Annotated in this window: 16 protein-coding genes and 2 pseudogenes; 4 read left to right on the forward strand and 14 right to left on the reverse strand. The window is 34.6% G+C overall.

Annotated elements, in window-relative coordinates:
* Positions 1–100: 100 nt before the first annotated feature.
* The 6 genes and pseudogenes from AA0017_RS10955 to AA0017_RS10980 all read right to left on the reverse strand — a co-directional run bounded on the left by AA0017_RS10955 (position 101) and on the right by AA0017_RS10980 (position 3,759).
* Entirely contained in the window at positions 101–289 is a 189-nt protein-coding gene (locus AA0017_RS10955; protein WP_413381896.1) for a hypothetical protein, read from the reverse strand.
* Positions 290–337: 48 nt separating this feature from the next.
* Entirely contained in the window at positions 338–685 is a 348-nt protein-coding gene (locus AA0017_RS10960; protein WP_413381898.1) for a DUF4440 domain-containing protein, read from the reverse strand.
* Between the two features lie 281 nt (positions 686–966).
* Positions 967–1,776, reverse strand: coding sequence for a DUF368 domain-containing protein (locus tag AA0017_RS10965; RefSeq protein ID WP_413381901.1), 810 nt, complete (start codon positions 1,774–1,776; stop codon positions 967–969).
* 43 nt (positions 1,777–1,819) lie between these two features.
* Positions 1,820–1,981, reverse strand: a pseudogene (locus tag AA0017_RS10970) (lipid II flippase family protein); the annotation flags it as partial.
* Between the two features lie 97 nt (positions 1,982–2,078).
* Positions 2,079–3,188: a hypothetical protein gene (locus tag AA0017_RS10975; protein WP_413381904.1), complete on the reverse strand. Its 1,110-nt coding sequence runs from the start codon at positions 3,186–3,188 to the stop codon at positions 2,079–2,081.
* 175 nt (positions 3,189–3,363) lie between these two features.
* Entirely contained in the window at positions 3,364–3,759 is a 396-nt protein-coding gene (locus tag AA0017_RS10980; RefSeq protein WP_413381907.1) for a sugar O-acetyltransferase, read from the reverse strand.
* Positions 3,760–4,029: 270 nt separating this feature from the next.
* Between AA0017_RS10980 and AA0017_RS10985 the strand changes: the two genes are divergently transcribed.
* Positions 4,030–4,626: a class I SAM-dependent DNA methyltransferase gene (locus tag AA0017_RS10985; RefSeq protein ID WP_413381910.1), complete on the forward strand. Its 597-nt coding sequence runs from the start codon at positions 4,030–4,032 to the stop codon at positions 4,624–4,626.
* 21 nt (positions 4,627–4,647) lie between these two features.
* On the opposite strand, the gene AA0017_RS10990 is transcribed toward AA0017_RS10985, so the two are convergent.
* Together AA0017_RS10990 and AA0017_RS10995 are read right to left on the reverse strand one after the other, a co-directional pair.
* Positions 4,648–5,355 carry a DNA alkylation repair protein gene (locus AA0017_RS10990; protein ID WP_413381913.1) on the reverse strand — a complete coding sequence of 236 codons (708 nt, stop codon included), beginning with the start codon at positions 5,353–5,355 and terminating at the stop codon, positions 4,648–4,650.
* A gap of 196 nt (positions 5,356–5,551) precedes the next feature.
* Entirely contained in the window at positions 5,552–6,121 is a 570-nt protein-coding gene (locus AA0017_RS10995) for a hypothetical protein (RefSeq protein ID WP_413381916.1), read from the reverse strand.
* Positions 6,122–6,408: 287 nt separating this feature from the next.
* Here AA0017_RS10995 and AA0017_RS11000 point away from each other — a divergent pair, with 287 nt between their 5' ends.
* Complete coding sequence (locus tag AA0017_RS11000; RefSeq protein ID WP_413381918.1) at positions 6,409–6,939, forward strand: GrpB family protein; 531 nt, start codon at positions 6,409–6,411, stop codon at positions 6,937–6,939.
* An 88-nt stretch (positions 6,940–7,027) separates the two neighbouring features.
* Here the strand turns inward: AA0017_RS11000 and AA0017_RS11005 are convergent, their stop codons facing one another.
* Together AA0017_RS11005 and AA0017_RS11010 are read right to left on the reverse strand one after the other, a co-directional pair.
* Positions 7,028–7,243, reverse strand: a complete 216-nt coding sequence (locus AA0017_RS11005) for a helix-turn-helix domain-containing protein (protein WP_413381921.1) — start codon at positions 7,241–7,243, stop codon at positions 7,028–7,030.
* A gap of 10 nt (positions 7,244–7,253) precedes the next feature.
* On the reverse strand, positions 7,254–7,730 hold the full coding sequence (locus AA0017_RS11010) for a DUF2975 domain-containing protein (protein ID WP_413381924.1): 477 nt from the start codon (positions 7,728–7,730) through the stop codon (positions 7,254–7,256).
* 170 nt (positions 7,731–7,900) lie between these two features.
* On the opposite strand from AA0017_RS11010, the gene AA0017_RS11015 reads away from it, so the two are divergent.
* Complete coding sequence (locus AA0017_RS11015) at positions 7,901–8,083, forward strand: DUF4083 family protein (protein ID WP_413381927.1); 183 nt, start codon at positions 7,901–7,903, stop codon at positions 8,081–8,083.
* A 91-nt stretch (positions 8,084–8,174) separates the two neighbouring features.
* On the opposite strand, the gene AA0017_RS11020 is transcribed toward AA0017_RS11015, so the two are convergent.
* From AA0017_RS11020 to AA0017_RS11030, 3 genes are all read right to left on the reverse strand, one after another.
* Positions 8,175–8,774, reverse strand: a complete 600-nt coding sequence (locus AA0017_RS11020) for a GNAT family N-acetyltransferase (RefSeq protein ID WP_413381930.1) — start codon at positions 8,772–8,774, stop codon at positions 8,175–8,177.
* Positions 8,752–9,381 carry a TetR/AcrR family transcriptional regulator gene (locus AA0017_RS11025; protein ID WP_413381933.1) on the reverse strand — a complete coding sequence of 210 codons (630 nt, stop codon included), beginning with the start codon at positions 9,379–9,381 and terminating at the stop codon, positions 8,752–8,754. The genes AA0017_RS11020 and AA0017_RS11025 overlap by 23 nt, the downstream gene beginning before the upstream one ends.
* Before the next feature lie 369 nt (positions 9,382–9,750).
* Entirely contained in the window at positions 9,751–10,623 is an 873-nt protein-coding gene (locus AA0017_RS11030; protein WP_413381936.1) for an SDR family oxidoreductase, read from the reverse strand.
* 456 nt (positions 10,624–11,079) lie between these two features.
* On the opposite strand from AA0017_RS11030, the pseudogene AA0017_RS11035 reads away from it, so the two are divergent.
* Positions 11,080–11,257 (forward strand): annotated as a pseudogene (locus AA0017_RS11035) (AsnC family transcriptional regulator); the annotation flags it as partial.
* On the opposite strand, the gene AA0017_RS11040 reads toward AA0017_RS11035, so the two are convergent.
* Positions 11,240–12,001 carry an alpha/beta fold hydrolase gene (locus AA0017_RS11040; RefSeq protein ID WP_413381939.1) on the reverse strand — a complete coding sequence of 254 codons (762 nt, stop codon included), beginning with the start codon at positions 11,999–12,001 and terminating at the stop codon, positions 11,240–11,242. The pseudogene AA0017_RS11035 and the gene AA0017_RS11040 overlap by 18 nt on opposite strands.
* Positions 12,002–12,033 lie beyond the last annotated feature (32 nt).

A 12,033-nucleotide genomic window follows, 5' to 3' on the forward strand; every position in this document is an offset into this window, starting at 1 on the left:
TTTCATTTGGATCATGATAATCAAATTTAGTAGAACTAATTGACGTAGAAACTCTAATGAAAGTACGACTGTACTTAAAAACATTTCGTTTTTAAGTTAATCAGGAGCTCTTCTTTACTTTTCGATTAACTCTAAATTCAATCGAAAAATAAAAAATCGCAATTATAAATAAAATATTTGAAAGCATTAACACTATTCCGTTCCATTCTCCCTTAAATAAAGTAACATTCACCAAATTAGCTGTATGCATTATAGCGATAATAATGAATAAAATCGTATAAGTTCTCAATTAATACACCCCACATATCTTCTTTAAGACTTTATTTTAAAACTTCACTTAAACTGTCGTTGGTGTTCCTTGATGGAAAACCATTTGCCACTTGCCTTCTTTTCGCCTCCAGATAGAACTTCGTATAGAAGTTTTATTATCAGGATGTCTGAGCGTTTTGTAGGTAGCTAATAAAACATCAAGGGACAATATTTTTATATTAAAATCGGTTACTGTATAAGTGATCGTGTTTTTATAATCTAAAGTGTTAAGCTGATCTTTCTTATCAAAGATCCTTCCAGAACTGCCATGCTCCACAAAGTCATCAGCTAATAGCTCAGCCATTTCATGAACTTGATAACCCATGACACGTTTCTCAAGTTGTAGAATATGTTCTTCAAGTAAGGCTAGATCCACTTTTGAATCCCCCTCTCTTTTATCATGTTTTTGATGATTAAAAATTCACTTTAAAAGACATTACTTTATCTACTCTTTTCTTTTTTGTCCTATAAACCCTCGGTATTGGACAACTCTCTTGCTCCCTTCTCTCTTTTGTCCTAGAAACTCCCTTTATTGGACACTCCACCTTCTTCACTCTATTTTTTGTCCCATAAACCTTCGTTATTGGACAACGTTCTTACTCCTTTCTCTCTTTTGTCCTATAAACTTACTTTATTGGACAATACTCCTTCTTCTCTCTACTTTTTTCCTAAAATAGAGGCAGCGAATAGACCAACGAAAAACAAGCTAATACAAATCATTATCTGAAAAACACTGATCGGGACACCAGGATAGAGGACAAAAAGAGAACCGATAAGTAAACCAATGATCGCTGAATAGGTTTCTTGCTTGAATTTATGAAGCAAATATCGGACGAGTCGCCCAGTCATTAAGACCCCACAAACAACTCCGAAACCAACTACAAGAATAATCGGTAGATCCAAGTTGACGGCACCATTAACTGCTGTTTGATAAGCACCAACAATCATCAAGATTAAAGCACCACTAATTCCTGGGAGGACTAAGGCAATACTAGCCAGCCACCCCGATCCAAATAAAAAAATATAATCTCCCATCGTCAAATTAACCATTACAGAATGGTCTCTAGGTAATAAATTTAAGCTCGCGACAATGACCAAACTTAGCACCATAATTATAGACTGTTTTATCTCATATGTATGTTGGGCACTTGGCTGCAGCCCTGTTTTCCAAATAAATGGAATCAAACCTATAATAAGTCCGATAAATAAATAATGAATCTCCATCGGATATCTTTCTAAAAAGAAAGAAACTAATTTAAGTGAGATAACTAAGCCTACACCTACTCCAACCCCAACTGGAACTAGAAACCTTAATCCTCGTTTCCATTCCTTACTTGTTAGTAAACTTATTGATTCAATCAATTTTTCATAGATTCCTAATAACATCGCAATCGTGCTGCTGCTAACCCCAGGTACTGCTTCAACAAACCCCATTGCAGCCCCTTTAAATACATTTCTCCAATTCATTTTTACCTCCCTATCCCTAAAGTTTTATGCTTTGTTACAAGTTTCACACAATAAATTTAGTAAACCAGGCAACATATTTTGCTCCAGGGATAAACAACACTTGAGCTAAAACCGTTCCTAGTAAACGTGATGTCACAAGCATTAAAGATATAGCTTTCAGGTTTAAATAACTTCCTCTTTTATTAATAACATCGTCGGCCACAAGTAAATATCGGCATGAGATTTTGACGTTAGGATTACTCCCATTCCATGGCCTATTTCATGTAATAGTACGCATAATGGAATGACAAAAATATAAAATATTATAAAGAATAAAATGGCCTTTCCACCTGCCTCTCCTGCTCCATCTCCGCAAGACAATGCTTGATTAAATTAGTTTCGAATAACAAATCTGCTTTGTTTGCATGTTTTTTTATATTACTTAACCCTTCTTCAAACAAACGAGTCGCTAAATCTTGATTATTCTCGATTTTCCATTCATACATCGCTTTGACTCGGAAATGATTCATCATTTTTGGGGATAAACTAGCTTGAACACTTTTTTCTTTATACAATGTTTGTACTTCAGCCTCATTTACTGCAAAATACATTTGGCAAAACATCCACTCTTTTGCTATCTCAACTCGATAAAAGCTTTTGGGATCAATATTTGCCCATAATTCATCAATAATTTCTTTCGCTGCGTGAAATTGAAAGCGCTCAACAGCACGATTATAATGTACGAAAAAAGTCCACACATGAAACATATTATAATAGTCGATTTTGGAAGGCTTCTCAATGAGATCATTTGTTAAATCCTGATATCGTGTGCCATGTGTCGTTAAAGCATTAACCGTGAGCTGTTTATATATATAACGTTGCACCTCTTGATCATTCCAAGCTTTTTTTAATGTCATTCCATCATTAAATGCCATAGGGATCAAATTTAAAAGTGCGGTGATAACTCCTGCCATTACAAATGCGAGAAGGTGAATCGAGCGAAAGTCAAAGAGTATAGCTCCACCTAGTAAAAGTCCACTAAAAATAAGGTTTAACAGACCACCACCTAATAAGTAGAACTTAAATGGCATTTGCCCATTTGTATGAGCAGGAGGAACCATTAAACATTGCCCTAGTGTACCCGGAACTGATAGACGTTTAAAAACCAACCTACCCTCCTCTTTCACCCAAATATAAGAGAAGATACGGAATGACAACATCTTATATCCGGTTAACTTCCCAAAAATAAGATGTCCAAACTCATGAATAATGAGGTGGAGAACAAATGAAATAATCAGCGTAATAATCGCTAATAAAATATTCATAAGAGATAGATTAGTGTCCGTAAGAAATGTAGATCCCAAGTATCCACCTATAAAACCAATTAACATAGCAAGTAAAATGTAAAGTACTTTTGTCATTTTATTTTTCACATCATTACCTCTTTCCATATGCTCTCGTACAAGCTGTAGTGTTTCTACTTCAAATTATAAAACATTTCATCACAAATAAGCTAAGTTTTACCAATTTATCCTGAAATTTTTTTCATAAGAAAAAGGCCTTCCTTCTAATTGAAGAAAAGCCTCCGTTCATACAACAGCAAACCAATTAGATCTTTTTTAAAACTTTTGCCGGGTTACCAGCAACTATCGTATTAGCAGGAACATCTTTTGTCACAACAGAACCAGCTGCAATAACTGAATTATCGCCAATAGTGACACCTGCCAAGATTACGCAACTTCCACCTATCCAAACATCATTCCCAATTGTTATCGGTATAGCGTATCCACCCTTATTTCTCCCTTTTGGTTCGAGCGAATGACCAGCCGTATAAATCCCGACATTAGGACCTATCATACAATTGTGACCGATTCTAACTTCTGCCATATCTAAAATCGTACAGTTATATCCAGTATAGAAGTTATCGCCAACGTAAATGTTATACCCCAAATCACAATGAAAATTATGTTCAATGCTAGGCTCTACCCCTACACCCCCAAACAACTCCCTGTTTTGAAATCATAATAATCCGACAAATAAATAGCTTCTTTTATTCCAGTTCTTCAAATGCTTACTTAAGTAGTAGTTCGAGATCAACTGTTTCTTTAAGAAAACTGCCCCAATTTTGACATGGGATACAACGCTGTTTATGTAGACCTTAAAACAGTATCAGTGCTATTTAAGAAGGTTTGAGCAGAGAATAACCCATAAGTTTAAATTTTTGCTATAATGACCACTATGCAGCTTTAATTTTTAATAAACGGAGAGTGCAATATGGAAAATAACGTTTTTGAACAGATGGCCAAAAAATATGATACAGAAGAAAGAATGGAATTAGCTAAAGTGATTGTTAAAGAAGTAAGACCAGAACTACAAAATAGTACATCAAAATCTTTAATAGACTATGGGAGTGGTACGGGTCTAGTCAGTTTAGAATTATCAGATTTAGTAGATTCTATTTTGTTGGTCGATTCATCAAAGCAAATGTTAGAAGTTGCGAAAGCTAAAATTTCCCACAAAGGAATCACCAACTCAACCGTACTTTATTCAGATTTTACTCAAGAAACCCATGAACTTAAGGCAGACATCGTTTTAATGTCACTAGTCCTTCTTCATATTCCGGACACTAAGGAAATCTTACAACAATTGTTCGACATTTTAAATGAAGATGGCAAGCTCATCATTATTGATTTTGACAAAAACGATAAAATACACCATCCGAAAGTTCATAACGGTTTTTCGCATGATGAACTGAAAAACATCCTAATTGAAGTTGGATTTAAATCCATTGAAATTAAGACATTCTATCATGGCCATCAAATTTTTATAAATCAAGATGCTTCAATGTTTATATCCAGCAGCATAAAGTGATTACTTAATTACATGCTCATTTTAACATCTAACATACTTGCGTTTGAAACCAAGCTTTCCTCTGTTCATTTGTTGTTGAATACTTTCATAAGCATTGAGTAGACTTGGTTTTTTCTTTTCCCTTTTGACTTCTACTATCCCTACTTCCTTTGCGGTCACAACAGCCTTTTCATGTAATGGCAAATAGGAAATCGCGACGGTGTATAAGAAATTATTCATAGCCGATTTCGTTCTTTCTGGCGAATCATGAATCGAGTTTTTCACCATATCAAGCATTTTAGAAATCTTACTTTCGGCAAATTCATCGTCTTTACGATTTCCTAAAAGCCAGCAATAGCAACTCCACCCCGCTGACATTCTCAGCTCGTCACCACTTGCAATCCATTTATCCGCAACGCCTTGTGCAATATCTGACTCTGATAAAGTGACTGCGACTACATAATCAGACAGCATATAAAAATACGCTTTATCTATCCAACGATCAAAATCCTCCTCCGTCATAGCTTTTGGGTCTGCAATAATTCCTGCAAAATACATGGCATCATAATTACCTGTAGCATACAACTCTTCAGCTAAACGCTGATTTATTTTAATTTTCTTTGCGATTGGCTTCATAGCACCTGTAGCTACACCAAAAACAGGCTCGTGAGCACCATTAGATATAGTCATTTTTTTAGTTCGTTCCTTACCGAGCGATTCAAGCTCATGCATAACCGTTTCGAAATCCATAGTTTTATACGTCCTTCCATAAAATGATTTTTTTATTACTAACAACGAGTTTATGTTCTTGATCAAGTCTTCTCCACTTCTCAATTTTACCATAATTATATTCAAGTATTCTGCTTCGTTTACAGTTTACTACCCACTTGTAAACTAAGAAAAGCATCTCTTCAAACAGAAGAAATGCTTTTCATGAACATATTAATTATTCTAACGGATCTTCTTTTTCATTTGGGAAATCAATTGAGTCAGCAATTTTTACAAATAGTTCTGGAGTAACAATATCAGAAACCCTATGATCAACCCAGAGCATATATTGCCAATTATCTCTTTCAAAGACAAATACTTTAACCGATTCTGATACGTCCATATATGTTGCTTTATTTCCATTCTTAAGATTATACAATTTAATAATATGCTCATCTTTAATTCGAATTTTATGCACAACAGGTCGTACATCAATTGTGTAATGAAGTTCCGGTGACTCTTCATTAATAAATTCCATGTTCAATGCACCGTTTTTATCACCAACTGTTTTCGTAAACCTGCCAAATTGATGTGTAAAGTTTAAAGGTGGCACTCTAAGAGGTAACTTTAATTCTTTATTGAAATACTGTTCAAATTCCTGAACCGACTCTTCAATCGTTTTATAACCAATTTCAGGATAAACCTCCTCTAAAGGTCGTGTTTCTTCATTAGTTATGGCCTTTACTTGATTTACAACACTAGTTAAAAGACCAAAAATAAGTATGATAAGTAAAATTGACTTTTTCATTCCATCACCCTAAATTTTATTTAGGCATATTTTCTCCTATTGAACTTCATTTATTCTCATTTAACAAATCGGTGCCTTACTACCATTCGAATCTCTTAGCAACTCAAGCAATCCTATCCGTATAATACTCTAATACAAATAAACTTCTACATTCGAGTAAAAATCGTGCTAAGATTATATAAAAATAATGCCAACAAGGTGGGCTATTTGGATCCTCAAAACAGGCTATAATTTCAGTTATCTAAAGATTAAAATAATTAAACAAGGATCAATATAGGAGTGGTCATATGATAGGTATAAATAAAGGTGAAGTGAAGTTAGTTGCTCATTCTACTGATTGGTCGACAATATTTAATGAAGAGAAGAAGTTATTACACTCATTAATTGGGGAACATATCCAAGATATTCAGCATATCGGTAGTACAGCCATAAATGGCATCGCTGCAAAGCCTTTAATCGATATTGTTGTAGGTGTTCAAACAATGGCTGACGTTGAACAATTTGACACAGAAAAACTAAAAGCAATTGGATATTATCATTTACACCGAGTTAAATTGGATAAAAAAGAGGTGTTTGCAAAATTCTCTAACTTAGAAACCCTTACTAAAACACATATCCTTCATATTGTCGAATACCAGGATGAATGGTGGAATCAACACATTTTCTTTAGAGATTTTTTAAATAGACATCCTGAAGTAGCCAAAGAATATGAAACTTTAAAAAAGACCTTAGCATTTAAGTACCCTAATAATGAAAGAGCTTATACAGATGAAAAGAAAGCATTTGTTGATGATGTTTTAAATAATATGGAGAAATAATTTGAAATTAATATAAACAGGATGGACTCATACAAAATACTAATTATATAAGTCCATCCCCTTTCTTGTAAAACAATTTTAAAACAGCTTATTCTTGATTGTCCTTTTTATATTCAAGAATATCACCAGGTTGACAGTCTAATGCTTTGCAAATCGCATCTAAAGTCGAAAGGCGGATTGCTTTTGCCTTGCCATTTTTCAAAACAGAAAGATTCGCCATCGTGATTCCAACTTTCCCTGATAGCTCTGTTACACTCATCTTTCTTTTCGCTAACATCACATCAATGTTGATTATAATCGACATTGTTATCACCTCAAACTGTCAAATCATTTTCTAATTTTATATTGATAGCACCTTCTAATAGCGTTTGGAGAACCGCAGAAAAGACTGCAATAACTAATGAAGCAAAAATAATGATGATTCCGATAAAACCAATTCCAGGATGTAATGCATTTAACGTTACTAGAAAAATACTCCCTACAACATATAGAATGCTAATCAAAATGGCACAGCATTTAATATTTTTCAACGCTATTACAGAAGAATTTGAGAAGACAATATTTTCCTCAATGTACTTTAAAAGCCTTAATGCTTGGTATAAAGCAAAAAAAAATGGAATTGTCGTTACATATAACCCAATTAAGACAGGATAATGTAAATATGCATATTCTGGAGCCACTTTTACTGATTCATTAGCTATCCAAGGTAACCAAAATATAGATAGAGCAAATATGATAATTCCAATCAGAATAACAACTACCTTTAAAAACGTTGTTTTCCCTCGTGTCATAAAAAAGCACCTCACTTGTTTATCGTTATTTTTAATATATTACAAAATTTATCGAATAACAATAAATATTTACTTTTTTACGATTAGACATTAATACCTTAACTTCAGTGTAAAAAAATGTTATCATCGATAGATAATACCATTTTAAATTATGAAAAGAGGTGTAAGATATGGCGTTCGACATTGCATGGGGATCAGTTATTTATCAACTGATTGCTTTTGGACTCATTTTTTTATTCATTTTTTTAATTGTAAAGCTAGTTATGAATTCAAAAGAAAAGAAGAATCAACAAAAAGAACTCGAAAAAAAATTGGATAAAGTAATAGGAATACTGGAGAAAGAAAAGAAATAGAAAGCCAGTGTATTCGTTTTGTATTGATTTAGAGTGAAAAAGATGCCAAAAAGGATAAGTGAACTGTCGGTATTGTTCACCTAGCCCTTTTTTAATGCGTTGATTCGTTTTGCTTATACCTCATATATAAATAATAGTTAATTCCGCTAAGCTTGCTATGTTTTTGCTTAACACGTTTGACTTCTTTAAACCCTAATTTTTCGTATAGTTGAATCGCACCGATATTCGTATCCGCTACTCCGTCGAGAATGTATTCATTGTATTCTGGTAAAGCAAAGAGATGGTTCATAATCGCGGATGCGACGCCTCTTCTTCTATATTTTTCAGCTGTTGCAACAAAGCCAACAGAGGCCACCTTTTCTCCTGTTTTAGTAGATAGCTGCTGGAATTCTTTTTTGAAAACGATATTAGCAATCGTCCCTTTATAAACACCTAAATGTTTTCTCAATTCTTTTTTGTTATGGTTAATAGATTGTGTTTGACCATCTGATAGCACTGTGATACCTGCAACCTCGCCATCAATTAGAGCAACATAAAAAACATCAAGATTAAACATATGCTCTAATGCCTTAGCGAGCTTCTTTTTATCTTTTGAAAAAAACCTGAGGTCATGACCGAACCCAGCAACAAAAGCCTCACTTACCATTTCCCTTCCCTTTTCACCTAATTCACTCGCTCGTTTGATTTCCATCATCATTTGCCTCCTTTATAAGAAATGCCGTTACGATTTTAGGACTTGGAGTGATAAAACGTTCCTTCATCGTTAACCTAATATTCGTAAGGCCTTGCAACGTAGCCAAATAAAAGAAGGCCATCTCCATTGCATCCCCGTCTTTAAATTGTCCAAGCGTTTGCCCCTTTTTAATCAAAATAGCCAATTGATTCAGCATCGCTTCACTTTGTTCATTTAAAAATTTCACTTCTGGTGGTGGATTCTCCATTGTACTAGCCTGATTCATAAGCATAAGAAACTCCGAAAATTGCTCATTTTTGTTGAGATCATTTAAAATCTCCAACGTTAACCCTTGAATAATTTCTGTTGGGGAAGCATCACTCTGAAACATTTCAACATTCTCTTTCAACCCAGTTGCGGCCACGTTAACAAGTTCATTAAACAAATGATCCTTCGATTTATAATGACGATACATAAGACCTGTACTAACTTGAGCCTTGTTTGCAATATCCTGAACACTCGTTGCCACAAACCCTTTTTGGGTAAATAATTTGATCGCAGCAGATTGAATTTTTTCTCTTGTAGCCATTCTCATAGCCTCATACTGTTCCTTTGTTCTAGGCATCAAAACCACCTCTTTTAATGAATGAATATATATTCATTATAAAACCGTTTATCCAAATGTCAAATAGTCTTCTCATTCATAAAGCTTTTTTTAGTATGTACCACTATTTGTCCTTAGCCACTTCCCTTTTTTAAAATATAGTGCTATACTGATCTAGCGATGAGCTAATTTGCATAAGACGAGATTGACATGCCTTAATGGCAGGCACAAATGTGGAGTGCTGTCTCTCGCCGCAAAACGCCAAAAAAGACGTCCTTATGGGCGTCTTTTTTTCATTATTCTTAAGTGATCGAGCCAATTCATACAAAACCCACCCTATTTCGGGACCAGCGACATTTAACTTTCAAAAAAAACAGAGCGTTATCTCTTTTACTCCACTTCTCCATATCCTTTAGGTACAGGTATGGCATGTTCCGCCTCTCTGCTTACATCTTCCCACTGTTTCCAGCCAGCTATTCGCTCTTCTGTTTGCTCAATCGCAATATCCAACAATTGACTTCCGAGAATCAAACGATGTGGTGGTGAATCACTATTTACTACTTTTAAAAGAGCTTCTGCAGCTAAGAGAGGGTCGCTATCAATAGAACTATTACTATACTGTTTAGCTAACTCTTCTCGTAAAGATTCATAAGCTTTTAATGGTTCGGTCTGTTTCATCTTCAAATAAAGATTTGTCCAATAGCCTCCAGGTTCTACGATCGTTAATTTCACCCCAAAATGTTTAGCTTCTTGGGCCAAAGCTTCACTCATACCTTCAAGGGCGAACTTACTAGCGCTGTAAATTCCCGACATCGGATTAGAAAGTAAACCACCAATACTAGAAACCTGAATAATATGACCTGACCGCTGTTTTCGTAAGTGAGGCATCACAGCTTGGCACACCCAAACAACTCCAAAAAAGTTCGTCTCCATTTGGCTTCTTACTTCTTCTTCATTAAATTCTTCAATCATTCCCATAATCATATTCCCTGCATTGTTCACGACAATATCCACACAACCATGAATATTCATGACCGTTTCGACTGTAGAGAAAACAGAGTCTCTATCAGTAACATCTAGTTTCATCGGAAACAATTTACCCTCATATACTTTTTCTAAATCGATTAATTTTTTGATATTTCTTGAGACAGCTACCACTTTGTCTCCAGCCTCTAAAGCCTTTTTCGTAAATTCATATCCAAGCCCACTACTAGCTCCAGTTATAAACCATACCCTTAATTTGTTTTTACTTGCAGATGTCATTATGCATCTTCCTCCCTTTTATAAAAAACACTTATTAATAAACAAAAAGCACAGGCAACGGCCTATGCTCAACATAAATAAAATGAAACTTTAAAAGAATACCCATTATATTTACAACCCTTGCCTCAAAACGAATCATTGAATCGCTTCAAAAATTGGTTGACAAAATGATCGAATATTAGTTGTAATGACTTAATGTAGGTAAACAAAAAAGAGGGTCATTGAGCCTCTTTTTGCACCACATATAAATGGTTTTCCTCTAAAAGATAGATCAATTCTATTATCTCGGCATAAGCAGAGCCTTTGAACGTATTAAATTAACGGTTCAAAGTTAGAATGATCGATCAAAAGGAAAACCTCCGTTCACTAAAGTTACCTAAACTTTAACAAACTAGACAACAAGCGTCAACCATAACATGGAGAATTTCAACGATTTAAAACTTATATTGAACGACTTCTAATGTTGAATTTTGTTACCGAATAGCTGGAAATGCTTGTTTTATGCTTAAAATGCATTTTGAAAAAATCGGTGATGTTGAACAATTTTGATCATGTCAATCCACTTGCTCTATTTTGGGTGAGTTTCTTACATCATAATTTTTCTGTGAGCTTATTACTAGTTAATGGGAGTTAATTCATGAATCATTTTTTTAATTGCCGCAATCACGATAGCAGGCTCGTCATGGTGGACATAATGAGCACTAGTCTTTGCCATTATCCATTCAGCGTTTGTAAAACGGCTCACAATCTCTTGTTGCATTTGATTCCATAAAAGCTGAGACTCTTTAGAGTAATGTGCTTTTTTGCCAGCACTGATGACTTTTAAAGGGATATTACTTTTCCCTTCAACTCGATCTTTTAGCTGCTGTAAACTCTCCATGAACTCATCATAATTTCCTTCGATCGTAAACTGCTTATCGTATGCGAATTGAAACTCGGTTGACATCGTTGAGAGAAATCTTTCTTTATATTCTTCTGGTGTTGAATCAATCAAAACTAATCCTCCCACTTTATGAGGATAAGTAGAAGCAAATAATCTTGCATTTACACCACCAAATGAATGGCCTACTAATATATATGGAAGTTCAATATCAAGGTAGTTTAGGAGTGAATTCAACTCCTCTACCATCTGCAGACTCGTCCTAGGATGGCCACTTTTCTCACTTTTCCCTACCCCAGCTCTATCATAAACAAGAACAGTTGCTTCTTCAGATAATTCTTTGACAATACTATCCCATGTTGTCAAGTCGTCACCATAACCAGCTTCCATAATGATAATTGGCTTGTTTACATAACTTTCATATAATTTAACAAATAAATGAGTGTCGTTTACCGGGACAATGATTTCTTTCACCGACTTATAGTTGTGTTTAGGCATTTCATTCCTCCAATGAGAACTTTGACAAAAAA

The sequence above is a fragment of the Alkalihalobacillus phoenicis genome, from assembly GCF_047302405.1.
Lineage (GTDB): Bacteria > Bacillota > Bacilli > Bacillales > Bacillaceae_D > Alkalihalobacillus.

Bases quoted from the DNA above. Each gene is read 5' to 3' on its own strand.
- AA0017_RS10965 (WP_413381901.1), bottom strand. From the start codon at position 1,776: ATGAATTGGAGAAATGTATTTAAAGGGGCTGCAATGGGGTTTGTTGAA.
- AA0017_RS10985 (WP_413381910.1), top strand. From the start codon at position 4,030: ATGGAAAATAACGTTTTTGAACAGATGGCCAAAAAATATGATACAGAA.
- AA0017_RS10990 (WP_413381913.1), bottom strand. From the start codon at position 5,355: ATGGATTTCGAAACGGTTATGCATGAGCTTGAATCGCTCGGTAAGGAA.
- AA0017_RS10995 (WP_413381916.1), bottom strand. From the start codon at position 6,121: ATGAAAAAGTCAATTTTACTTATCATACTTATTTTTGGTCTTTTAACT.
- AA0017_RS11000 (WP_413381918.1), top strand. From the start codon at position 6,409: ATGATAGGTATAAATAAAGGTGAAGTGAAGTTAGTTGCTCATTCTACT.
- AA0017_RS11005 (WP_413381921.1), bottom strand. From the start codon at position 7,243: ATGTCGATTATAATCAACATTGATGTGATGTTAGCGAAAAGAAAGATG.
- AA0017_RS11010 (WP_413381924.1), bottom strand. From the start codon at position 7,730: ATGACACGAGGGAAAACAACGTTTTTAAAGGTAGTTGTTATTCTGATT.
- AA0017_RS11015 (WP_413381927.1), top strand. From the start codon at position 7,901: ATGGCGTTCGACATTGCATGGGGATCAGTTATTTATCAACTGATTGCT.
- AA0017_RS11020 (WP_413381930.1), bottom strand. From the start codon at position 8,774: ATGGAAATCAAACGAGCGAGTGAATTAGGTGAAAAGGGAAGGGAAATG.
- AA0017_RS11025 (WP_413381933.1), bottom strand. From the start codon at position 9,381: ATGCCTAGAACAAAGGAACAGTATGAGGCTATGAGAATGGCTACAAGA.
- AA0017_RS11030 (WP_413381936.1), bottom strand. From the start codon at position 10,623: ATGACATCTGCAAGTAAAAACAAATTAAGGGTATGGTTTATAACTGGA.
- AA0017_RS11040 (WP_413381939.1), bottom strand. From the start codon at position 12,001: ATGCCTAAACACAACTATAAGTCGGTGAAAGAAATCATTGTCCCGGTA.